20 protein-coding genes and 1 tRNA gene are annotated in these 22,783 nt (G+C 67.4%); 15 read left to right on the top strand and 6 right to left on the bottom strand.

Features of this window, described 5'->3' with window-relative positions; translation table 11 throughout:
* Window positions 1–9 precede the first annotated feature (9 nt).
* On the bottom strand, window positions 10–684 hold the full coding sequence (locus J8I34_RS03285) for a Smr/MutS family protein (protein ID WP_029045745.1): 675 nt from the start codon (window positions 682–684) through the stop codon (window positions 10–12).
* Window positions 685–792: 108 nt separating this feature from the next.
* Window positions 793–1,758, bottom strand: coding sequence for a thioredoxin-disulfide reductase (trxB, locus tag J8I34_RS03280; protein WP_209805313.1), 966 nt, complete (start codon window positions 1,756–1,758; stop codon window positions 793–795).
* Between the two features lie 231 nt (window positions 1,759–1,989).
* Between trxB and J8I34_RS03275 the strand changes: the two genes are divergently transcribed.
* From J8I34_RS03275 to J8I34_RS03255, 5 genes are all read left to right on the top strand, one after another.
* Window positions 1,990–4,317: a DNA translocase FtsK gene (locus J8I34_RS03275; protein ID WP_209805312.1), complete on the top strand. Its 2,328-nt coding sequence runs from the start codon at window positions 1,990–1,992 to the stop codon at window positions 4,315–4,317.
* Window positions 4,318–4,506: 189 nt separating this feature from the next.
* Window positions 4,507–5,142 carry an outer membrane lipoprotein chaperone LolA gene (lolA, locus tag J8I34_RS03270; protein ID WP_209805311.1) on the top strand — a complete coding sequence of 212 codons (636 nt, stop codon included), beginning with the start codon at window positions 4,507–4,509 and terminating at the stop codon, window positions 5,140–5,142.
* 8 nt (window positions 5,143–5,150) lie between these two features.
* Entirely contained in the window at window positions 5,151–5,588 is a 438-nt protein-coding gene (locus J8I34_RS03265; RefSeq protein ID WP_084402369.1) for a hypothetical protein, read from the top strand.
* Between the two features lie 87 nt (window positions 5,589–5,675).
* Window positions 5,676–6,008 carry a hypothetical protein gene (locus J8I34_RS03260; RefSeq protein ID WP_029045740.1) on the top strand — a complete coding sequence of 111 codons (333 nt, stop codon included), beginning with the start codon at window positions 5,676–5,678 and terminating at the stop codon, window positions 6,006–6,008.
* A gap of 199 nt (window positions 6,009–6,207) precedes the next feature.
* The gene (locus J8I34_RS03255) at window positions 6,208–7,245 is read left to right on the top strand and encodes a Fe(3+) ABC transporter substrate-binding protein (RefSeq protein ID WP_029045739.1); all 1,038 of its coding nucleotides are present in this window, start codon (window positions 6,208–6,210) and stop codon (window positions 7,243–7,245) included.
* 63 nt (window positions 7,246–7,308) lie between these two features.
* Here J8I34_RS03255 and J8I34_RS03250 read toward each other — a convergent pair whose 3' ends face one another.
* Window positions 7,309–7,983, bottom strand: coding sequence for a hypothetical protein (locus J8I34_RS03250; RefSeq protein ID WP_209805310.1), 675 nt, complete (start codon window positions 7,981–7,983; stop codon window positions 7,309–7,311).
* A gap of 133 nt (window positions 7,984–8,116) precedes the next feature.
* A complete protein-coding gene (locus J8I34_RS03245; RefSeq protein WP_209805309.1) occupies window positions 8,117–9,760 on the bottom strand; it encodes an ABC transporter permease in 1,644 nt (547 codons plus the stop codon).
* Between the two features lie 123 nt (window positions 9,761–9,883).
* Between J8I34_RS03245 and J8I34_RS03240 the strand changes: the two genes are divergently transcribed.
* The 6 genes from J8I34_RS03240 (at window position 9,884) to J8I34_RS03215 (ending at window position 16,208) form a co-directional block, all read left to right on the top strand.
* Window positions 9,884–11,014: an ABC transporter ATP-binding protein gene (locus J8I34_RS03240; RefSeq protein WP_209805308.1), complete on the top strand. Its 1,131-nt coding sequence runs from the start codon at window positions 9,884–9,886 to the stop codon at window positions 11,012–11,014.
* Window positions 11,015–11,095: 81 nt separating this feature from the next.
* Window positions 11,096–12,460: a replication-associated recombination protein A gene (locus tag J8I34_RS03235; RefSeq protein ID WP_209805307.1), complete on the top strand. Its 1,365-nt coding sequence runs from the start codon at window positions 11,096–11,098 to the stop codon at window positions 12,458–12,460.
* Between the two features lie 81 nt (window positions 12,461–12,541).
* The gene (serS, locus tag J8I34_RS03230; protein WP_209773291.1) at window positions 12,542–13,846 is read left to right on the top strand and encodes a serine--tRNA ligase; all 1,305 of its coding nucleotides are present in this window, start codon (window positions 12,542–12,544) and stop codon (window positions 13,844–13,846) included.
* Window positions 13,847–13,926: 80 nt separating this feature from the next.
* Window positions 13,927–14,016: transfer RNA gene (locus J8I34_RS03225), tRNA-Ser, on the top strand.
* Between the two features lie 169 nt (window positions 14,017–14,185).
* Window positions 14,186–15,073 carry a DUF1653 domain-containing protein gene (locus tag J8I34_RS03220; RefSeq protein ID WP_209805306.1) on the top strand — a complete coding sequence of 296 codons (888 nt, stop codon included), beginning with the start codon at window positions 14,186–14,188 and terminating at the stop codon, window positions 15,071–15,073.
* Window positions 15,066–16,208, top strand: a complete 1,143-nt coding sequence (locus J8I34_RS03215) for a phosphatase PAP2 family protein (protein WP_209805305.1) — start codon at window positions 15,066–15,068, stop codon at window positions 16,206–16,208. Before J8I34_RS03220 ends, J8I34_RS03215 begins: the two co-directional genes overlap by 8 nt.
* Here the strand turns inward: J8I34_RS03215 and paeA are convergent.
* Both paeA and J8I34_RS03205 read right to left on the bottom strand, forming a co-directional pair.
* Window positions 16,096–17,409, bottom strand: a complete 1,314-nt coding sequence (gene paeA / locus J8I34_RS03210; protein ID WP_209773287.1) for a polyamine export protein PaeA — start codon at window positions 17,407–17,409, stop codon at window positions 16,096–16,098. The genes J8I34_RS03215 and paeA overlap by 113 nt on opposite strands.
* Before the next feature lie 90 nt (window positions 17,410–17,499).
* The gene (locus J8I34_RS03205) at window positions 17,500–18,486 is read right to left on the bottom strand and encodes a LysR family transcriptional regulator (protein ID WP_209805304.1); all 987 of its coding nucleotides are present in this window, start codon (window positions 18,484–18,486) and stop codon (window positions 17,500–17,502) included.
* A 137-nt stretch (window positions 18,487–18,623) separates the two neighbouring features.
* On the opposite strand from J8I34_RS03205, the gene J8I34_RS03200 reads away from it, so the two are divergent.
* From J8I34_RS03200 to J8I34_RS03185, 4 genes are all read left to right on the top strand, one after another.
* Window positions 18,624–19,907: a D-amino acid dehydrogenase gene (locus J8I34_RS03200; RefSeq protein WP_209805303.1), complete on the top strand. Its 1,284-nt coding sequence runs from the start codon at window positions 18,624–18,626 to the stop codon at window positions 19,905–19,907.
* Window positions 19,908–20,006: 99 nt separating this feature from the next.
* Window positions 20,007–20,927, top strand: coding sequence for a glutamate/aspartate ABC transporter substrate-binding protein (locus tag J8I34_RS03195; protein WP_029045730.1), 921 nt, complete (start codon window positions 20,007–20,009; stop codon window positions 20,925–20,927).
* 219 nt (window positions 20,928–21,146) lie between these two features.
* Window positions 21,147–21,968, top strand: coding sequence for a transporter substrate-binding domain-containing protein (locus J8I34_RS03190; protein WP_029045729.1), 822 nt, complete (start codon window positions 21,147–21,149; stop codon window positions 21,966–21,968).
* A gap of 123 nt (window positions 21,969–22,091) precedes the next feature.
* Complete coding sequence (locus J8I34_RS03185) at window positions 22,092–22,751, top strand: amino acid ABC transporter permease (RefSeq protein ID WP_029045728.1); 660 nt, start codon at window positions 22,092–22,094, stop codon at window positions 22,749–22,751.
* Window positions 22,752–22,783: the final 32 nt, after the last annotated feature.

The following is a 22,783-nucleotide window of genomic DNA, read 5'->3' as shown; positions in this document are numbered from 1 at the left end:
CCCGGTGCGTCAGGGCTTCGGCTGGCGCAGCAGCACCATCAGCGCGCCGGCGCCACCTTCGGCCTCGCGCGCCTGCACGAAGGCGAGCACTTCCTCCTTCTGCACCAGCCAGCTGCGCACCTTGCCCTTGAGCACCGGCAGCTTGTCGGGCGAGCCCAGGCCCTTGCCGTGGATCACGCGCACGCAGCGCACGCCGTTGCGCACCGAGCGGCGCAGGAATTCGGCCAGCGCCTCGCGCGCCTCGTCGCTGCGCAGGCCGTGCAGGTCAACCTTGTCCTGGGGCACCCATTCGCCGCGCCGCAGCTTGCGGATTACGTCCATGCCGATGCCGGGGCGGCGGAACGACAGGGTCTCGTCGGTCTCCAGCAGGCTTTCGACATCGAAGTCATCGGACAGCGAGGCTTGCAATACCGCCTGGTCGTTGCGCTGCGATTGCACCGGGACGGGCGCGGGCTTGCTGGCGGGGTGGTGGGCGCGGTTGCGGTCGCGCAGCTGGCTGACCTGGCCCACGCTGGCACGGAACACGTCGGCCTCTTCGCGGGCACGCTGCGCCGCCTGCTCGGCGGCCAGGCGCTCGGCTTCGCGCCGCTCGGCATCGGCCTTGAGGTTGTCGCGCAGGCGGGACAGGTCGTTCAGGCCGAAGCGCTGGGTCGGTCGGTCGGGTTTGCGGGCGCCTTGCGTCATGAATAATCTCCGGGGGCTCGCCGGAATTATATCGACTGGGGCAGGGCAGCCGGGGAGGGCGAGTGGAGATGAACCGGCCACGGCAGGCCGGTCCAGGAGGGCTTGCGCTTACTTCAGGGCTTCGACAAAACGCTGCGCATCCAGCGCGGCCATGCAGCCGGTGCCGGCGCTGGTGATCGCCTGGCGGTAGACGTGGTCCTGCACATCGCCGGCGGCGAACACGCCCGGCACGCTGGTGGCGGTGGCGTCGCCCTGCAGGCCCGACTTGGTCACCAGGTAGCCGTTCTTCATCTCCAGCTGGCCGGCGAACAGGTCGGTATTGGGCTTGTGGCCAATGGCGATGAACACGCCCGCCAGCTTCAGCTCTTCGGTCTGGCTGGTCTTGGCGTTGCGGATGCGGATGCCGGTGACGCCGGAATCGTCGCCCAGCACTTCATCCAGCACGTTGTCGTAGCGGATTTCAATGCGGCCTTCCTTTTCGCGCTGGAGCAGGCGGTCGACCAGGATCGGCTCGGCGCGGAAGCTGTCGCGGCGGTGGATCACGGTGACCTTGCTGGCGATGTGCGACAGGTACAGCGCTTCTTCCACGGCGGTGTTGCCGCCGCCGACCACGGCGACTTCCTGGTTCTTGTAGAAGAAGCCGTCGCAGGTGGCGCAGGCCGACACGCCGCGGCCCATGAAGGACTCTTCCGACGGCAGGCCCAGGTATTGGGCCGAAGCGCCGGTGGCGATGACGAGGGCGTCGCAGGTGTACTCGCCGGCGTCGCCGATCAGCGTGAAGGGGCGGGCCGGCTTGCCGTTCTCGTCCACCAGCCTGGCGGTGTGGATGTGATCGAAGATGATTTCGGTCTTGAACTCTTCTGCATGCGCCAGCAGGCGCTGCATCAGTTCGGGACCCTGGACGCCCTTGGCATCGCCCGGCCAGTTCTCGACGTCCGTGGTGGTCATCAGCTGTCCGCCCTGGGCCAGGCCGGTGATCAGCACCGGCTGCAGGTTGGCGCGGGCCGCGTAGACCGCGGCGGTATAGCCGGCGGGACCGGAACCGAGAATCAGCACTTTTGCGTGTTTTGCCATGATGCGTTCCTATGGCCGGTGCGGCATGATGCCCACCGGCATTGCTCGAAAGCGACATTATAAGAGGAGCGGCATTTGCCCACTGTTGCAAATTCCAATGGGTGCGATAGTCGTCGCCCACGTTAAAATGGCCGCCACGATGCCCGTCAGTCACCTCGTCAGTCAGCGCTGACATAGTCCGACGGCGGCGCCAAACGCATCCGGAATCACCTTAAAGAGTCCTATCCAGGCATGGCCCGAGCTACCACGACCACCCGCACCGATCCGTCAGCCTTGCCTTCCCGCATCGGCAAACTGCTGGGCGAGGTGCGCTGGTTCCTGCTGCTGGCCGTCACGCTGGGCTTCCTGTGCGTGCTGGCCAGCTACAGCAAGACCGACCCCGGCTGGTCGCATGCCAACCAGGTCGCCGACATCCATAACCTGGGCGGCCGTGTCGGCGCCTGGGTAGCCGACGTGCTGTTCTTTATCTTCGGCTTCTCGGCCTACTGGTGGGCGGTGCTGCTGGTGCGGCGCTGCTGGCGCGGCTGGCGTACGCTGACGGCCGAGCTGCCCGAGCGCGAGGACCATCGCCAGGGCGTGACGGTGAGCTGGATCGGCTTCGTGCTGACGCTGCTGTCCAGCATGGGGCTGGAGGCAATCCGCATGTACCCGCTGCGTGCCGCGCTGCCGCGTGCGCCGGGCGGGGTGCTGGGCGACACGCTGGGCGGCTGGATGCAGGTGGCGCTGGGCTTCACCGGGGCGACGCTGCTGCTGCTGTTGCTGTTCGCGATCGGGCTGTCGCTGTTCTTCCACTTCTCGTGGCTGTCGGTAGCCGAGCATATCGGCGGTTTCGTCGAAACCATGTTCCTGGGCTTCAAGGCGCGCCGCGAGAGCAAGCAGGACCGCATCATCGGCGAGGCCGCCAAGGTCGAGCGCAAGGAAACCGTCGAGGTACAGCGCGTGCGCATCGAGGAGGCGCCGCCGGTGCAGATCGTGCGGCCCCAGGCCGTGCCCAAGCATGAACGCGTGGAACGCGAGAAGCAGCAGCCGCTGTTCGCCGACATCCAGGATTCGGACCTGCCGCCGCTGTCGCTGCTCGATCCGATCCCGCCGCACCAGGAGACGGTCAGCGCCGAGACGCTGGAATTCACCTCGCGCCTGATCGAGAAGAAGCTCAAGGACTTCGGCGTCGAGGTCAAGGTGGTGGCGGCCTACCCGGGGCCGGTCATCACGCGCTACGAGATCGAGCCGGCCACCGGCGTCAAGGGCAGCCAGGTGGTCAACCTGGCGCGCGACCTGGCGCGCTCGCTGTCGCTGGTATCGATCCGCGTGGTCGAGACTATCCCCGGCAAGAATTACATGGGGCTGGAACTGCCCAATCCGAAGCGCCAGACCGTGCGGCTGTCGGAGATCCTGGGCTCGCAAATCTACAACGAGAGCGCTTCCAGCCTGACCATGGCGCTGGGCAAGGACATCGCCGGCAAGCCGATGGTGGCGGACCTGGCCAAGATGCCGCATTGCATGGTCGCGGGCACCACGGGCTCGGGCAAGTCGGTGGGCATCAACGCGATGATCCTGTCGCTGCTGTACAAGGCCAAGCCGGACAACGTCCGCCTGATCCTGATCGATCCCAAGATGCTCGAAATGAGCGTCTATGAGGGCATCCCGCACCTGCTGTGCCCGGTGGTGACCGACATGCGCCAGGCCGGCAACGCGCTGAACTGGGCGGTCGGCGAGATGGAGCGGCGCTACAAGCTGATGAGCAAGCTTGGCGTGCGCAACCTGGCCGGCTACAACAAGAAGATCGACGAGGCCGCGGCCAGGGAAGAGAAGATCCCGAACCCGTTCAGCCTGACCCCGGACGCGCCGGAGCCGCTGGACAAGCTGCCCACCATCGTCATCGTCATCGACGAGCTGGCCGACCTGATGATGGTGGTCGGCAAGAAGGTGGAAGAGCTGATCGCCCGCATCGCGCAGAAGGCGCGCGCCGCCGGCCTGCACCTGGTGCTGGCCACGCAGCGCCCGTCGGTGGACGTGATCACCGGCCTGATCAAGGCCAACGTGCCGACCCGCATCGCCTTCCAGGTCAGCAGCAAGATCGACTCGCGCACCATTCTCGACCAGCAGGGCGCCGAAGCGCTGCTGGGCATGGGCGACATGCTCTACCTGGCGCCGGGCACGGGCCTGCCGGTGCGCGTGCATGGTGCCTTTGTCTCGGACGATGAAGTCCACCGCGTGGTGGAAAAGCTGAGGGAAGGCGGCGAGGCGAACTACATCGAAGGCATCCTCGAGGGCGGCCTCACGGAAGACGGTGGCGGCGATGGCTTTGGCGGCGGCGCCGGTATCGGCGGTGGCGGCGGCGAGGCGGATCCGCTGTATGACCAGGCCGTGGAAGTGGTGCTGAAGAACCGACGCGCGTCGATCTCGCTGGTGCAGCGCCACCTGCGCATCGGCTACAACCGCGCCGCGCGTCTGCTGGAAGATATGGAGAAGGCCGGGCTGGTGTCGGCGATGTCGGGTAATGGCAATCGCGACATCCTGGTACAGGGCGGTGGCGCGGCTGCGCGGGATGATGATTAAAGCGCAGGCGGGTATCCCGGCTGGCCGCGGATTGGCCCAGCGGTAATATCCGGTTACCCGTGTAGCACGGGCAGCACGGAATCCTGTACCAACTGCCGGCTCTAACCAGGCACGTTGACGGTGCGGCCGGCTGCCTGAGCAGGTGCCGCACTACGGCAACGCATTCGATAACAACCAGGATCCAGAATCATGCGCAACCGCATCCTTGTGTCGGCCTGCGCCGCGCTGGCGATGTTTGCCATCCAGGCGCCGGCCCATGCCGCAGCCACCGACCAGCTGCAGAGCTTTGTCACCGGTGTGAAGAGCGCGCGCGGCGAATTCACACAGCGCCAGGTCAAGGGCCAGGGCGCCAGTGTCAAGGTGACCGGCAACTCCAGTGGCACCTTCGTGTTCTCGCGCCCGGGCAAGTTCACCTGGCGCTATACCAAGCCCTACGAGCAGTTGCTGCAGGCTGATGGCCAGACCCTGTACATCTATGACAAGGACCTGAACCAGGTCACCGAGCGCAAGCTCGACGCCGCGCTGGGTTCCAGTCCCGCGGCGATCCTGTTCGGCAGCAACGACCTGGAAAAGAACTTCGCCATCAAGAACGCCCCGACCCGCGATGGCGTGGAATGGCTGGAACTGACGCCCAAGGCCAAGGACACGCAGTTCGAGCGCATCGGCATCGGCTTCAAGGGCGGCAACCTTGAAGCCATGGAGTTGCGCGACGCCTTCGGCAACACCACCTTGCTGACCTTCACGAACATGCAGAAGAACCCGCCGCTGGCGGCCGATGCGTTCCGCTTCACGGTGCCCAAGGGCGCCGATGTGATGAAGCAATGAGGCCCGCCATGATTGCGAACTCAGCCATGGCCGCTCGCATCGTCGCTGCCCGCGGACGCTACGGTGCAGCGATCCTGGCCGGTGCCGGCGCGCTGGCGCTGGCGGCTTGCACCAGTACAGGCGGCGGTGCCAGCAAGTTCGATGTCGAATCCTTCCTGCGCGCGCCGGACACGGCGTTGCCTGAAGTGCTCGGCAACGCGGCATTCCTGAAATCCACGCGCGTGCCGGTATCGGAATGCGCGGTCATGCTGCAGTCCGCCAACACCGGCGTGCTGGAAGACCTGCCGCCGAGCAGCAACGCGCGCGGCCCCGCCTGGCTGCTGCATCCCACGGGCAAGCCCGAGCAGGTCTGGCTCGTCGTCAGCGAGTCAGGCGGTGAACGGACGTGTCACGGCCCGTTGCCGGCCGATGCGATGAAAACGCTGGCCGACCGCGCAAAAGGCTGAGCTCGCCGGCTTCAGCGCTTCATGGCGACCGGAACGCCCCTCGCGGTCATGTGTCCAAGCATCCTCATCCATGCAAAGGAACATGACATGACCGCCATCCGAACGACTTCCCGCGGACTGCTGTGGCTGGCCGCCGGCGCGGCCTTGCTGGCAGGTTGCGCGGCGCAACCCGGCGAGCCGGCACCGATGCCCGGCCCGCAAGGTGCACGCGGCACGCCGGCCGGCTGTGCCGCCGACAAGGTTGCCGACGACACCCTGGTAGGCAAGAGCGAGGCCGAGGCCATCGGTCTGCTGCAAGGCTGCGCGTGGCGGCTGGGCGAACGCGACGGGCAGCAGTTCCCGGGCACCATGGACTACAACCCTCAGCGCCGGACCCTCGGCATCAAGGCTGGCAAGGTTACGTGGGTGAGGCGCGGCTGAAGTGATGTGAAAGCGCGTCCACCTGGTGTATCGAGTTGCAAATATTGATCTCTCAACTGGCCGCCAACATGACAAAAATGTAATTTGACCGGCTGAACAAGAATCAATATTGTTTTTGGCTGTCCGGAATCCAATAACCGGGCAGTCCCGGGTGTCCCGGATGCTGGCGACTGCCCAACCAAGCTGGGGAGCCATCCGCGTGAAGACCACTATCCGAACCTTGCTGCCGCGTGTCGCGGCGCTGGCCCTGCTGACGCTGCCGCTCGCGGCGGCGGCGCAGGAAAAGGTGCTGAACCTTTATACCGCCCGGCACTACCAGACGGACGAGGCGCTGTACGCCAACTTCACCAAGCAGACCGGCATCAAGATCAACCGCATCGAAGGCCAGGAAGACCCGCTGCTGGAGCGCATCCGCAATGAAGGCGCCAACAGCCCGGCCGACGTCTTCATCACCGTCGATATCGGCCGGCTGTGGCGGGCCCAGCAGGCCGGCGTGTTCGCGCCGGTCAAGTCCAAGGTGCTGGATTCGCGCATCCCCGCCAAGTACCGCGACCCGAACGGGGAGTGGTTCGGCTTCTCGGCGCGCGGCCGCGTGATCGCGTACAACAAGACCGCGCTCAAGGCCGGCGACATCGCCACCTACGAGGACCTGGCCGACCCCAAGTGGAAGGGCAAGGTGTGCACGCGTTCCAGCGGGCACGTCTACAACCTGTCGCTGGTGTCCAGCCTGATCGCGCACGACGGCGAGGCGCGCACCGAGCAGTGGGCGCGCGGCGTGGCCGCCAACCTGGCGCGCGCGCCCAAGGGCGGCGATACCGACCAGCTCAAGGCCGTGGCCGCGGGTGAGTGCGACGTGGCGATCTCCAACACCTACTACATCGCGCGCCTGCTGAAGTCGACCAAGCCGGAAGACAAGGCCGTGGCCGACAAGCTGGGCGTGGTGTGGCCCAACCAGAAAAGCCAGGGCGTGCACATGAACATCTCTGGCGGCGGCATGCTGAAGCACGCGCCGAACAAGGAGGCGGCGGTCAAGTTCCTGGAGTACCTCGCCAGCGACGAGGCGCAGCGCTACTTTGCCGACGGCAACAACGAATGGCCGGTGGTGCAGGGCGTGAAGGTCAGCAATCCGGCGCTCGATGCGCTGGGGGAGTTCAAGGCCGATAGCATCAACGTGGCCGAGCTGGGCAAGTACCAGCCGCAGGCGCAGAAGCTGCTGGACCGCGCGGGCTTCAAGTAAGCCGCAGATGTGCCGGCCGTCCCCGCACGAGGATGGCCGGCCGGTTCCGCATCAGGTTCCACATCAAAGCAGGAACCGCTTGTTCCCCTTCACCTCGGCCGGCTCGACCTTGCGGAACGTCAGCTTGACGCTGCTGTCGAGCCGCCGCCCGGCCTGGCGCCGGATTAGCGCGCGGCGCAGCAGGCCCTTGTGGCCGACCGTGCCTTCCGCATAGGGCTGGTCCCCGATCGTTCCCAGCGCCATGGCGGCCAGGGCCTGGTTGCGCTCCGCCGCACTCTTTTCCAGCAGCCTGTCCAGCGCCATGCGGGCGCGCACCTGCGCGGCCAGCGCCGTGTCGCCGGGATTGGCGCGGGCACGCTCGGCGTCCCATGGCAGCCGCACCTTGCCCGCCAGCCGGCGCAGTGCCGCGCGCAGTTCGGCGCCGTCCATGCGCGTTTCCTGCACGATCCACACCGCATCATGGCGCACTGCCGCTTCGGCATCCGCCATGCGGCGTACCAGCGCGGGCTGCAGGCCGGGTGAGGTGAACTGGCGAGCGCGGCGGATCGCGTTGAGCGCGATGCGGCGCACCTGCGGGTTGGCGTGGTCGGCAAGGTCGTCGATGATGCGGGCCGCGGTAGCGGCGGATTCGATCATCTCGGCCAGTTGGCCGGCCAGCGAGATTTCTTCCACGCCGCTCAGCGTGTTGCGGTTGACCAGCCGGTTCAGCTTGAACAACAGGATGTGGTATCGCAGCATACGCCCCCCTCATGCGTTCCGGCGGCAGGCGCCGAAAGGCCCGGCGTGCCGCTGTTCTTGTCCCCGGGCGAGCGCCGGGCCATGAGACGCTATCGGCGCGGCGGGGCGGGACTTTAGCGGGTTGGCGGGCGGCTCAGCGTTGCGCCTCGCGCCGGATCGTGCGCGACAGCAAGATTACCGGCAGCAGGCCGACGGCGACGATCACCAGCGACGCCGTCGCGGCTTCGGTCAGGCGTTCGTCGGCGGCGAGGTTGTAGGCCTGCACGGCCAGCGTATCGAAGTTGAATGGCCGCATCACGAAGGTGGCCGGGAGTTCCTTCATCACATCGACGAAGACGATCAGCGCTGCCGTCAGCAGGCTGCCGCGCAGCATCGGGAAATGCACGCGCCGCAGCGTGGCGCCGGGGCCGTGGCCGAGGCTGCGCGCGGCGGCGTCCATGCTGGGCGTGATCTTGCCCAGCCCGGCGTTGACCGTCTGCAGCGCCACGCCCAGGAAACGCACCAGCAGCGCATAGACCAGCGCCGCGATGCCGCCAGTCAGCAGCAATCCGACCGACAGCCCGAACTGCTGCTGCAGCCACGCCGACAAGGCATTGTCGAAGCGCGCCACCGGCACCAGCACGCCCACGGCGATGACCGAGCCGGGCAGCGCATAGCCCATGCCGCAAAGCCGCGTCAGTCCTCGCACCAGCCAGCCGCGCCGGCCGTTCGCGGCGCGGCCGGCGTAGCCGATCGCCAGCGCCACCATCACCGCCGCCAGTGCCGTCGCGCTGGCCAGCAGGAAGCTGTTGCGCACCAGTCCGACAAAGCGCGGGCCGAACTGGGCGTCGCCGTCGGTAAAGGCCATGCGGCACAGCATCAGCGCGGGCACCAGGAAGCCCAGCAGCACCGGCACGGCGCAGGCCGCCAGCGCGAGCCAGCCGCGCGTGCCGCCGAGCGTCCATGCCGCGGCGCGGCGCTGGTTGCCGTAGACCTGCGCACGGCCGCGGCTGGCGCGTTCCATCAGCAGGATCCCCGCGACGAACAGCAGCATGCATGCCGACAGTTGCGCCGCCGCATTCTTGTCGCCGAGCGAGAACCACGCCCGGTAGATGCCGGTGGAAAACGTGGGGATGGCAAAGTACGCCACGGTGCCGAAGTCGGCCAGCGTCTCCATCATCGCCAGCGCGGTGCCGGCGACGATGCCGGGCCGTGCCAGCGGCAACACCACGCGCCAGAGCCGGCTCCAGGTACCGTGGCCGAGCAGGCGCGCGGCTTCGATCGTGTTCTGTGTCTGCTGCAGGAAGGCGGCGCGCGCCGTCAGGTAGACGTAGGGATACAGCACCAGCGAGAACAGTGCGATGGCGCCGCCCATCGAGCGGATGTCCGGGAACCAGTAGTCGCGTGCCTTCCAGCCGGTCAGCTCGCGCAGCCAGCCTTGCACCGGCCCGGCGAACTGCAGCGCATCGGTGTAGGCGTAGGCGATCACGTAGGCCGGCATCGCCATCGGCAGCACCAGCGCCCATTCCATCACGGCATGGCCGGGGAAGCGGTAAGTCGAGACCAGCCATGCCGTGGTCACGCCGAGCAGCAGCACGCCCGCGGCCACGCCCAGCAGCAGCCAGATGGTGTTGAAGACGTACTCTGCCAGCACCGTGTCGATCAGGTGGCGCCAGGTCTCGCCAGCGGGCAGCAGCACGGCCGAGGCGACCACCAGCACCGGCACGGCGATCAGCAGCGCCATCACGAGCGTGGCCAGGGTCAGGGGGTGGAAGCGGCGGCGGCTGGGCAGGAGCATGCGGTGGATTCGATGGAAGCGCGCCCGGGCAATGTGGTGCCGGCGCGGCGCGGGCTGCCGCATTCTAGCAATGCCGCGCACGAGATGGCCCGCGGCGCGGCCCCACATCCCTATAATGCGCACATGCGAACCGATTCCTATTCCCGATTACCCGCATCCCCGGCGCGCACGCGGCCGATGACGCGCAGCGGCACCCGCGAGGCTGCCGCCGGCGCCGCCGTCATCGAGGTCGACCGGATCCGGCATGCCTTTGGCCGGCACGCGGTGGTCAAGGGCCTGTCGTTTGCGCTGGCGCGCGGCAATATCGCGTGCCTGCTGGGTCCCAGCGGCTGCGGCAAGACCACGGTGCTGCGTGCCATCGCCGGCTTCGAGCCGTTGCAGGACGGCCGCGTCGTGCTGGACGGACAGACCGTGTCGTCGTCGGACGCGCTGGTGCCGCCGGAGCAGCGCCGCATCGGCATGGTGTTCCAGGACTATGCGCTGTTCCCGCACCTGGATGTGGCCGCCAACGTCGGTTTCGGGCTAACCCGTGCCGGCCGCGCCGAGCGAGCGGCGCGGGTGGAAGAGGTGCTGGAGCTGGTGGGACTTGCCGGCTCGGAGCGCAAGTATCCGCACGAGCTGTCCGGCGGCCAGCAGCAGCGCGTGGCGCTGGCGCGCGCACTGGCGCCGCGGCCCGAGCTGTTGCTGCTGGACGAGCCGTTCTCCAACCTCGATGTCGATTTGCGCGAGCGCCTGAGCCTGGAAGTGCGCGCGATCCTGAAGGCACAAGGCACCACCGCCATCCTGGTCACGCACGACCAGTACGAGGCCTTTGCCATGGCCGACGAGATCGGCGTGATGCATGACGGCGTGATCGAGCAGTGGGGCAGTGCGCATGAGCTGTACCACCGCCCCAAGTCGCGCTTCGTCGCCGGCTTTATCGGCCAGGGCGTGCTGATGCCGGGGCACCTGCGCGGCGATGCGCGGATCGAAGTGGAGCTGGGCATGCTGCAACCGGCCGTGCCCCTGCAGTTGCCCGCGGATTCCGCCGTTGACGTGCTGGTGCGCCCTGACGACATCGTCCACGACGACGCCAGCCCGATGCAGGCGGAAGTGGTGCACAAGGCCTTCCGGGGCGCCGAGATCCTGTACACGCTGCGGCTGGCCAGCGGCGGCCGGGTGCTGGCGCTGGTGCCCTCGCACCACAACCACGCGGTGGGCGAGCGCATCGGCATCCGCGTCGAGATCGAGGACGTGGTCGCCTTTGCCGCCTAGTCCGACGCGCAGGCCCGGCACCTGAGCGCGGGGCGCCGATGGTCTACACTGTGGCGTTCTGCAATCGCAAGGTTTGATGACGTGGCGGACTCGCTGTTCTCCGATACCCCTGACCGTTCCCGCCAACCGCTGGCCGAGCGCCTGCGGCCGCGCACCATCGACGAGGTGATCGGGCAGCAGCACCTGCTGGGCCCGGGCAAGCCGCTGCGCGTGGCGTTCGAGTCTGGCGAGCCGCATTCGATGATCCTGTGGGGCCCGCCCGGCGTGGGCAAGACCACCCTGGCGCGGCTGATGGCCGATGCCTTCGACGCCGAGTTCATCGCGCTGTCGGCGGTGCTGTCGGGCGTCAAGGACATCCGCGAGGCGGTGGAGCGCGCCGAGCAGTTCCGCGCGCACGGGCGGCGCACGCTGGTGTTCGTTGACGAGGTGCACCGCTTCAACAAGAGCCAGCAGGATGCCTTCCTGCCGCACGTCGAGAGCGGGCTGTTCACCTTCATCGGCGCGACCACCGAGAATCCATCCTTCGAGGTCAACGGTGCATTGCTGTCGCGCGCGGCGGTCTATGTGCTCAAGAGCCTGGACGATGCCGAGCTGACCCAGCTGGCCCTGCGCGCCTCCGAAGAACTGGGGGGCATCAGCTGGCAGGACGAGGCTCTTGCGCTGATCGTGGCATCGGCCGACGGCGACGGGCGCAAGCTGCTGAACAACATAGAGATCGTGGCGCGCGCCGCGCGTACCGCCGGCGCCGCGCAGATCGATACCGCGCTGCTGGGCAGCGCGCTGTCGGAAAACCTGCGCCGCTTCGACAAGGGCGGCGATGCCTTCTACGACCAGATCAGCGCGCTGCACAAATCGGTGCGGGGCTCGGACCCCGATGCCGCGCTGTACTGGTTCTGCCGCATGATCGATGGCGGCGCCGATCCGCGCTACCTGGCGCGGCGCATCGTGCGCATGGCGTGGGAAGACATCGGGCTGGCCGATCCGCGCGCCGCGCGCATCACGCTGGATGCGGCGGAGACCTACGAGCGGCTGGGTTCGCCCGAAGGGGAGCTGGCGCTGGGCCAGGCGCTGATCTACCTGGCCGTCGCGCCCAAGTCCAATGCCGGCTACAACGCGTACAACGCGGCGCGCGCCTTCGTCGGCAAGGACAAGTCGCGCGCGGTGCCGGTGCACTTGCGCAATGCGCCGACCAGGCTGATGAAGGAGCTTGGCTACGGCCATGCTTACCGCTACGCGCACGACGAGCCCGAAGCCTACGCCGCCGGGGAGCATTACTTTCCGGACGACCTGAAGGCGCAGGGCTGGTACCAGCCGGTGCCGCGCGGGCTGGAAGGCAAGATCGCCGAGAAGCTGCGCCACTTGCGCGAACTGGACGATGCCTGGCATCGCGAGCAGCGTGCGGCGAAGGCGAAGGACCACGGCAAGGGCGGCAAGACCAGCGAATAGGTTTGCCTGTTTGCCAACGTGTGTGCAGTAAAATGGCGGGTCCGCCGGCATGTCGCTGGCCCTGCACTTCAAACAAGCAACATGCTCGACATCCAGCTGTTCCGCAAAGACATCGACGCCGTGGCGCAACGCCTTGCCACGCGCGGCTTCCAACTCGACGTGGCGGCGTTCCAGGCACTCGAGGCCGAACGCAAGCAACTGCAGACCCAGACCGAGGAACTGCAGGCGCGCCGCAACAGCCTGTCCAAGCAGATCGGCATGCTCAAGGGCAAGGGCGAGGACGCCTCGGCGGTGATGGCGGAAGTGGGCGGCATCGGCGACACGCTCAAGGCGTCGGCCGCGCGGCTCGACGAGATCCAGGCGCATCTGTCTGATCTGATGCTGTCGATCCCCAACCTGCCGCACGAAAGCGTGCCGGTGGGTAACGACGAGACCCAGAACGTCGAGGTGCGCCGCGTGGGCGAGCCGCGCCGGTTCGACTTTGAAGTGCGCGATCACGTCGACGTGGGCGAGAAGCTGGGCCTGGACTTCGACACCGCGGTCAAGGTGACCGGCTCGCGCTTCTCGATGCTGCGCGGCGGCGTGGCGCGCATGAACCGCGCGCTGGTGCAGCTGATGCTCGATACCCATACGCAGGAGCACGGCTATACCGAGATGTACGTGCCGTATATCGTCAACGCGGCATCGATGCGCGGGACCGGCCAGCTGCCCAAGTTCGAGGAAGACCTGTTCAAGGTGCCGCGCAAGGTGGGTAGCGAGGAAGGGGAGCGCATCGAGAACTTCTACCTGATCCCGACCGCCGAGGTGCCGCTGACCAATATCGTGCGCGACGCCATCGTCGCCGGCGAGAAGCTGCCGCTGCGCTTCGTCGCGCATACGCCGTGCTTCCGCTCGGAAGCGGGTTCGTACGGCAAGGACACGCGCGGCATGATCCGCCAGCACCAGTTCGACAAGGTCGAGATGGTGCAGGTCGTTCCGGCCGCGCAATCGTTCGACGCGCTGGAAGAGCTGACGAGCCACGCCGAGGCGATCCTGAAGAAGCTGGAACTGCCGTTCCGCACCATCGTGCTGTGCACGGGCGACATGGGCTTCGGCAGCACCAAGACCTATGACCTCGAAGTGTGGATCCCGGCGCAGAACACCTACCGCGAGATCAGCTCGTGCTCGAACATGGGCGACTTCCAGGCGCGCCGCATGCAGGCGCGCATGCGCGCGGGGCAGGGCAAGCCGGAACTGGTGCACACGCTGAACGGCTCGGGCCTGGCCGTGGGCCGCACGCTGGTGGCAATCCTCGAGAACTACCAGAACGCCGACGGCTCGGTCACGGTGCCGTCCGCGTTGCAGCCCTACATGGGCGGCGTCACTCGCCTGGAACCGGAGCTGTAAAAAATCTGTTGCCGGCCTCTTGCACTGGCCGGCACGGTGTGGCTATAATCTCGGTTTCGCCACACGGCAAAGCAGTTACCGGAGAGGTGGCAGAGTGGTCGAATGTACCTGACTCGAAATCAGGCGTACCGGCGACGGTACCGTGGGTTCGAATCCCACCCTCTCCGCCAGACAAGAAGCTGCCCGGTCTCGACCGCCGGACAGGCTGTAGTAAAACTCAGGCCGACGCCCACGCAAGTGAGCGTCGGTTTTGTTTTTTTGCGGTCGGTTTCATCGCAGCCAGCGCCTGGCGGTGCACTATCATGGCGATCCAGCGGACTGCCATGAACGAGGCCACCGATGACACTGCCACCCGCCACGCCTGCCGAATTCCACGGCGACCCCGCCGAACTGCCCGACGACCCTGACCTCATTGCCGGCATGCCGTACCGCCACCATAAGGGCGGTGCCTATGCCGTCGTGGGTATCGGTCGCCTTGAGGCCGACCTTGCGCCGGCTGTCGTCTATCGCGCGATGCGCGATCCCGCCTTGCTCTGGGTGCGCCGCGCCGACGTATTCACCGAACCCGTGACGACGCCGCAGGGCGAGGTGCCGCGCTTTGCCCCGGACTGGCCCGCGGCGCTGGCCTGCCTCGACTTCCTGCCACGCAAGACGGTGCTGGATGTGCTGGCGCTGTATGACTCGGCATACCGGCACTACCACGGGCGCCGCCATGTCCTCGAGATGTTCGAGGTCGCCCACGCGCGCGGCGTCGCGCTGGATCCGGCGCAGGCGCTGGCGGTGCTGTGCCACGACGCGGTCTATGTGCCGGGTTGCGAGCACAACGAGTCGGCTTCGGCTGCCCTGGTGGAGACCATTGCGCCGGAGGTGGACCGCACCGACCTCGGCCGTGCCGCGCAGATCGTGCGCGACACCCGCACGCATACGCCCACCATCGACGGCGCGGACACCGTGCTCGATCTCGACCTGTTCCGGCTGGCCGCGCCGCCCGGCGTATTCGATGCCCACAGCGCCGATGTCTTCGCCGAGAACCGCGCCATGCTGGCCGCGCGCACCGGTTTGCACGGCGATGCACTGCTGGCGGAGTTCGGGCGCCACCGTGCCGCCTTCCTCGGCGAACTGGCGCAGCGGCCGCGCCTGTTCCTGACGCCGGCCTTTGCCGACTGCGAGGCGCCGGCGCGCGCCAATATCGCGCGCATCGGCGGCACCGGCGTGTCGCGTGCCTGAACTGCCGGCGCGCGTGGGCGCGATCGCCGATGCATGGCTGACGCCCGGCACGGCGCTGGGATTGCTCGGGTTGTTCACGCTTGCCACTGTGTTGCTGCTGTGCCTGGTGCCGCTGCTGGTGCCGCTGCTGGTGGCGCTGTTGCGCCCGCTGGTGCGCTGGCTCGACGGCATGCGCGTCTGGGGCGCCGGTGCCTTGTCGACGCGCGTGGCCGCACAGCACCGGCCGCGCCGGTTGAGCACGCTGACACTGCGCGTGCTGGAACGCGATATCGCCGAACTGCTGCTGGTGCTCGTGGCCGGCGCCGCGCTGCTGGCTTGCGGAGCAGCGCTGTTCTGGCTCGCCGCCGAAATCGCGCAGGGCGAGGAAGTGGTCCATCTCGACCAGCTGGTGTTCGCGCAGCTGCGCGCATGGCGTCGCGGCTGGCTCGATATCGCCATGGTCGCGGTGACCGAGCTGGGCGGTGCGCGCATCTCGGTGGCGGTCGGCGTGGCGGTGTTCGCGTGGCTGTGGTGGCGGCGCGCGTGGGTTACGGCGCTGTACTGGGCCGCGGCGCTGCTCGGCGCGCGCGCCTGCGTGATGGCGCTCAAGCTCGGCATGGCGCGGGTGCGGCCGGCCAGCATCTATAGCGGGCTGGAGTCGTATTCCTTTCCCAGCGGCCACGCCACCAGCAGCATGGTGACGTACGGCTTCCTGGCGTTCCTGCTGTGCCTGCGCCAGCCATGGCGCGTGCGCATCCCGGTGCTGGCGCTGACCGTGGTGGCGGTGGTGGCGATCGGAGTGTCGCGGCTGTACCTGGGCATGCACTGGCTGTCCGACGTGGCAGCGGGCTATGCGCTGGGGCTGGCGTGGATCGCGTTGCTCGGCACCGCCTACCGCACGCTGCACGTGCCGGCGCCACGGGATGTGGTGGCGCCGTGGCGGCTCGGCGCGGTGGCCGCGGCCGCGGTGGTGGTGGCGTTCAGCTACGTGGCGTGGTTCCGCATGCCGGATACGCTGGAGCGTTATCGGCAGGCAGGATCGGCTACGGCTGCCGCGCAGCAGGCTCTTCTGGCGCGGGCAGGCGCGATACCAGCAGCTGGTCGATCTTGTGATGGTCGATGTCCAGCACTTCAAAGCGATAGCCCGCCACGGTAATTGACTCGGATTTCTTCGGGATGCGCTTGAGCGCGTAGATCACCAGCCCGCCGGCGGTGTCGACATAGTCCTCCCCGGGCAGGGCATCGAGTTCCAGCGCTTTCTTCAGATCCACCAGCGGCGTCAGGCCGTCGACCAGCCACGAGCTGTCGTCGCGGCGCACGATCTGCTCGTCTTCGCTGGAGTAGAGGATGTCGCCCATCAGCGCGCCGACGATATCGTCGAGCGTGACGATGCCCACCACCAGCCCGTACTCGTTCATGACCACGGCAAAGTTCTGGTGCATCTCGCGGAAGCGCGTCAGCCCCTCGGACAGCGTCAGCGTGTCGGGGATCACCAGCACGTTCTTGTCGTGGTGGCGGCCGATATTGCCGATCACCGCGGCGGTCTCGTCGGCCAGCAGCAGCTGCAGGATGTCCTTGGAATCGATATAGCCCTGCACGTCGTCCAGGTCGTGCCCGCACACCGGGTATTGCGCATGCGGCTGGTTGACCAGCTTGCGCCGAACGCTGTCGGCTGGCTCGTCCAGGCTCAGCCAGACCACGTCGTCGCGTGGCGTCATGATCGCGGTGATGCCCTTGAAGCCGAGCTCGAACACATTCTCGATCAGGTGCAGCTCATGCTTGTGCAGCACGCCCGCCTCGGCCCCGGCATCGACCATGGCGGCGATGTCCTCGGTGGTGATCTGGTCGACCGGCTTGGTCGGCAGTCGCAGCAGCCGCAGCGCGGCATCGGCGGCGGCGTTGAAGACCCACACCAGCGGCTTGAGCACGCGCAGCAGCGTCAGCATGGGGTCGATCACGGCCAGCGCGCACGCTTCCGGGAATGTCATTGCGATGCGCTTGGGGATCAGGTCGGCAAACTGGATGAACAGCAGCGTCACGATCAGGAACGAGCCGATATTGGCCACGCGCTGCGCGTGGACCACCTGCATATACGGCGACAGCGTTTCCAGCAGCAGGTCGGACACGTGCTTCTCGCCGAGGATACCGGCGAGGATGGCCACGCTGTTGACGCCGATCTGCACGATGGTGAAGAAATTCCCTGGCTCTTCCTTGAGCAGCAGTACGCGCGTGGCGCGGCCATCGCCGCGATCGGACAAGACCTGGAGCTTGGTGCGGCGTGCGGCGGTCAGCGCGATCTCGGAGATGGAGAAGAAGGCGCTGACCAGGACAAGGGCGGTCAGGGTCAGGACGAACATAGGCGGTCTGGCGCTTGCGGCCAGCGAGTGCAGGCGTCCTGATAATGGTGCACCGCCTGTAACGCTGTCAAATCGGCGCCGGCGCGGCCGTCATTCCAGTATCGCCGTGCGCACCCTGGCGCCGCCCGGCAGCGCGCCGTCCAGGCTGACCACCGGCGTTTCCAGCCGCTGCGGCAGCGTGGCCGCCAGTTCCTGTGCGGCCTGCGCGAACTGCACGCGCAGGTCGTCGGCCAGGCTGGAGCCGGCGCGGTGGCTGGCGCGCAGCATCTGGATCTCGAACGGCAGTTCCGGCGCCACGTCATGCAGCGCCACATGGGCGGGGTTGGCGCTGAGCGCGGTGTACTGGTCCAGCAGCGTCAGGCCGAGTCCGGCATCGACCAGCGCCAGCGCCAGCGAGTAGGTCTGCACCTCCAGCGTCGAGCGCGGCTCGAGCGCGTGCCGCGCCAAGGTCTGGCGCACCAGCAGGCCGAGTGAGCTGTTGTCGTCATAGCCGATGAAGGGGCGGTCCATCAGCCGCTGCATCGGCACCTGGCGGCGGCGCCCTGCGGCGGGCAGCGGCTGGCCGCGCGGCACCGCCAGCAACATGCGGCCGCTGGCCACCGGTTCGCTTGAAATGGCCTCGTGGCGCGGCGGCGAGAAGGCGAAACCCAGGTCGATCTGGTTGGCCAGCAGCGCGCCGACGATCTCATCGGTATGGTGGGTCAGCACCTGCACCTGGGTGTCGGGGTGGCGCGCGCAGAAGCGCCGCACCGCCGGCACCAGCAGCGGGTTGGCCAGGCTCGGCGTGGCCGCCACGCGCAGGCGCCCGGCGCCCTTGTGGCGCAGGCTTTCCGAGACGCGTCGCACCCGCTCGATCTCGCCGTATAGCCTTTCGACATCGCCATACAAGGCGTTGGCCTCAGGCGTCGGCTGCAGCCGCCCGCGCACGCGTTCGAACAGGCGAAAGCCGAGCGAGGCCTCGGCATGCTGCAGCACGCGCGTGACCACGGGCTGGGACACATGCAGCAGGCGCGCGGCTTGGCTGACGGTGCCGGTCAGCATCACGGCGCGGAAGACTTCGATCTGGCGCAGGCGCATGGGATTTGGGGCGTCTGGAACGATAGGCACAGGCCATCCATAGCCTGAAGACATATTCTGGCACGTATTCGCATTGGGCAAGCCGGCCCCGCTGTTTTACGCTCTGGCATCGGTCTTTTGATGCGGCAAGGAAGTCAATGCGGGTAGTGATCGTGGGCGCCGGCGTGGTCGGCATGACAACGGCGTGGCGCCTGGCCCAGGACGGGCACGAGGTGACGGTGCTGGAACGGCACCAGGGTCCGGGCGAGGAAACCAGCTTTGCCAATGGCGGGCAGCTCAGCTACAGCTACGTGGCGCCGCTGGCCGGACCGGGCGTGATGGGCAAGGTGCCGGGCTGGCTGCTGCGGCGCGATTCGCCGATGCGCTTCCGCCCTGTAGCCGATCCCGCGCAATGGCGCTGGCTGGCCGCCTTCATGGGCGCCTGCAATGCCAGCACCAGCGAGGCCACCACGCGCAAGCTGCTGCGCCTGGGTTTCTACTCGCGCGACCAGCTCCAGGCGTTCGTGGCGCAGCACGAGCATGAGGACAGCGGTTTCGGCTTCGACTTTGCGCGGCGCGGCAAGCTGGTGGTGCATCGCGATGAAGCGGCGTTCGCCTCGGCCTGCCGGCTGCTGGACTACCAGGCCAGCCTGGGCTGCGAGCAGCAGGCGATGGACCGTGATGCCTGCGTCGCGCTGGAGCCTGCGCTGGCCGGCATCCGCAACGAGATCGCCGGCGCCATCTACACGCCGAGCGAGGAGGTGGGCGATTGCCACCGCTTCTGCGTGTCGCTGGCACGGTTGGTGAAACACGGCGGCGGCACTGGCGTGTCGCTGCGCTTCGGCACCGTGGTGCAGGGGCTGGTGCAGCAGGGCGGGCGCGTGACCGGCGTGCGCACCGACACCGGCGAGGTGCCGGCCGACGTGGTCGTGGTCGCGGGCGGCATCGGCAGCGTGCCGCTGCTGCGCCCGCTGGGCGTGCGGCCGATGCTGTGGCCGCTCAAGGGCTACAGCATCACGGTGCCGCTGGCCGGCGGCGCACGCGCGCCACATATCAGCGTAACGGATTTCGCCAACAAGATCGTTTACGCGCGGATCGGCAATACACTGCGGGTGGCGGGCATGGCCGACCTGGTGCGCGGCGGCACCCGCATCGACCCGGAGCGGGTCGGCACTCTGGTGGCGCAGACACGCGCACTGTTCGACGGCATCGTGCCTGACCTGCCGCTGGCGCAATTGCAGCCGTGGGCGGGGCTGCGCCCAGCCACGCCGGACGGGCTGCCGCTGATCGGGCCATCGCGCGTGTCGGGCTTGTGGCTGAACCTCGGCCACGGCGCGCTGGGCTTCACGCTGGCGATGGGCAGCGCCGGTTTGCTGGCCGACCGGCTGGCGGGGCGTCGCCCGGCCCTCGACGCCGCGGATTTCGATGCCGCGCGCGCTTAGCGCAGCGGCATGCAGCAATGGTTCCTGCAGTACCCGTGAGTTCGCATTACCTCGAGAAAACGAGCCTCAATGACCAAGCCCCACTACAAGGAGCGCGACATGAAACCACTGCACACCCGCCCAGCCACCCGTCCTGTCACCCGCCATATTCTCGCGGCCGCCGCGCTGCTGCTCGCTGCCGGCGCGGCCCAGGCTGCCGACGGCGACACGCTGAAGAAGATCAAGGACAGCGGCGTGATCTCGCTGGGCTACCGCGAATCGTCGATCCCGTTCTCGTACACCGACGGCAAGGAGGTGATGGGCTACTCGCACGAGATCCTGCTGCAGATCGTCGACAAGGTGAAGAGCGAGCTAAAGATGCCGAACCTGCAGGTGCGGCTGACGCCGATCACCTCGCAGAACCGCATCCCGCTGGTGCAGAACGGCACCATCGACATCGAATGCGGCAGCACCACCAATAACCTGGAGCGCCAGAAGCAGGTGGCATTCTCCAACAGCCTGTTCGTCTACGGCATCAAGATGCTGACCAAGAAGGACTCGGGCGTGAAGGAGTTCACTGACCTGAAGGACCGCAACGTGGTCACCACCGCTGGCACCACCGGCGAGCGCCTGCTGGTCAAGATGAACGGCGAGAAAGCGATGAACATGAACCTGATCAGCACCAAGGACCATGGCCAGTCCTTCCTGATCCTGGAAAGCGGCCGCGCCGCTGCCTTCGTCATGGACGAGCCGCTGCTGTATGGCGAGCGCACCAAGGCCAAGAGTGCGGGTGATTGGGTGGTGGTCGGCGCTCCGCTGCAGACCGAGAACTATGCCTGCATGTTCCGCAAGGACGATCCTTCGTTCAAGAAGCTGGCTGACGGGGTGATCGCCGACCTGCAGACCAGCGGCCGCGCGGAGAAGCTCTACAACAAGTGGTTCATGTCGCCGATCCCGCCGCGCAACATCAACATGAACTACCCGCTGTCGGCAGACATGAAGGCTCTGTTCGCGGCACCCAACGACAAGGCCTACCAGTAACGGGGGAGGGGGCATGGCCGCCGTGGCGCATGGATCGCCCCGGCGGTTATATAGCCATGATGAATCGTTATTTCGCCTTCGATAGCGTTTGCGGTAGTGTAGAGCCCGATATAGGCTCATAGCAGCACAACCGGCCGGCAGCCTGCCACGAGAGGCCAGCCGGTGTTGTCTGCCCACTTGCTGCCTCATTGCCGTCTATGCGCATTCACTGGAGAACATATGCGATCGATTCGTACTGGCTGGTTCAAGTCGCTGCTGGCGGCCTCGCTGATGGCCGGGGCCGGCCTGGCGGCCACCGCGGCCCATGCCGCCGACCTGCTCGATACCGTCAAGCAGGCTGGCGTGCTCAAGATCGGACTGGAGGGCACGTACCCGCCTTTCGGCTTCCGCGGCGCCAAGAACGAGCTGGAAGGGTTTGATGTCGACGTGGCGCGTGCGGTGGCGGGCAAGCTCGGGGTCAAGCCCGAGTTCGTCACCACGGAATGGAGCGGCATCATTGCCGGCCTGCAGGCGGGCAAGTTCGACGTGATCGTCAACCAGGTCAACGTCACGCCGCAGCGCCAGCAGGTGCTGGACTTTTCTACGCCCTACGTCTACTCCGATGCGCAACTGATCCAGCGCAAGGACGACAAGCGCCAGTTCAAATCGCTGGAAGACCTGAAGGGCCACAAGCTCGGCGTCAGCCTGGGGAGCAATTACAACGAACTGGCGAAGTCGGTGGCGGGCATCGACGTCAAGACTTATCCCGGCGCGCCCGAGTACCTGCGCGACCTGGCGGCACAACGCGTCGACGCCGCGCTGAACGACCGGCTGATGGTCGCCTACCTGGTCAAGACCGCCAACCTGCCGCTGCGGCCTGGCGCGATCGTGGCGGGTGCCACCACGCAGGTGGCCATCCCGTTCCGCAAGGACAACCCCAAGTTCGCGCAGGCCATCAACCACGCGCTGGAAGACCTGGGCAAGGACGGCACGCTTGGCAAGCTGTCGGTGAAGTGGTTCGGTACCGACGTGACCAAGCCCGCCGGCAAGGCGGTCAAGTAAGCCGGTCAAGTAAGCCGGTCAAGTAAGCCGGCCAGCGAGCCGGGCGGTATCATGTCGCGGCGCGGCGGCCTGCATGGCTGCCGCGCCGCTTTGTTTTCTTACCTTTAGTCCGCCGCCACGCCCATGTCCGCTCTCCAGCTTGTCATCGATTCCCTGCCCGTGCTGCTGCAGGGTACGCTGCTGACCATCAAGTTCGCATTGTGGTCGATGCTGTTCGGGCTGGTGATCGGCACCGTGGTGGCGCTGATGGGCATCAGCCACAGCCGCCCGCTCAAGGCGGTGGCGCGCACCTATGTCAGCATCATGCGCGGCACGCCGCTGCTGGTGCAGATCTTTGTCGTGTACTACGGACTGCCGGGTGTCGGCATCGCGCTGGAGCCCACGCCGGCCGGCGTGCTGACGCTGAGCCTGAACGTGGGGGCGTACCTGTCGGAAAGCATGCGCGGCGCCATCCTGGGCGTGGCGCGCGGACAATGGCTGGCGGCGTACAGCCTGGGACTGACGCCGGCGCAGGCGCTGCGCTACGTGGTGGGCCCGCAGGCGCTGCGGCTGGCGGTGCCGAGTTTGTCGAACAGCCTGATCAGCCTGATCAAGGATACGTCGCTGGTGTCGGTGATCACGGTGACCGAACTGCTGCGCACCGCGCAGGAGGTCATCGCGGCGACGTACCAGCCCTTGCCGCTGTACCTGGCGGTGGCGGCGATCTACTGGGTGTTGAGCACGGGGTTGTCAGGGCTGCAGCATATGCTGGAGCGGCGGTTGTCGTTGCCGGCGAGGCATTGAGATCAGCCTTCCTACACGCAAAAAGGCCAGTT

Source organism: Cupriavidus phytohabitans (genome assembly GCF_017815025.1).
GTDB lineage: Bacteria > Pseudomonadota > Gammaproteobacteria > Burkholderiales > Burkholderiaceae > Cupriavidus.
This window is presented reverse-complemented; position numbering and strand designations above follow the sequence as displayed.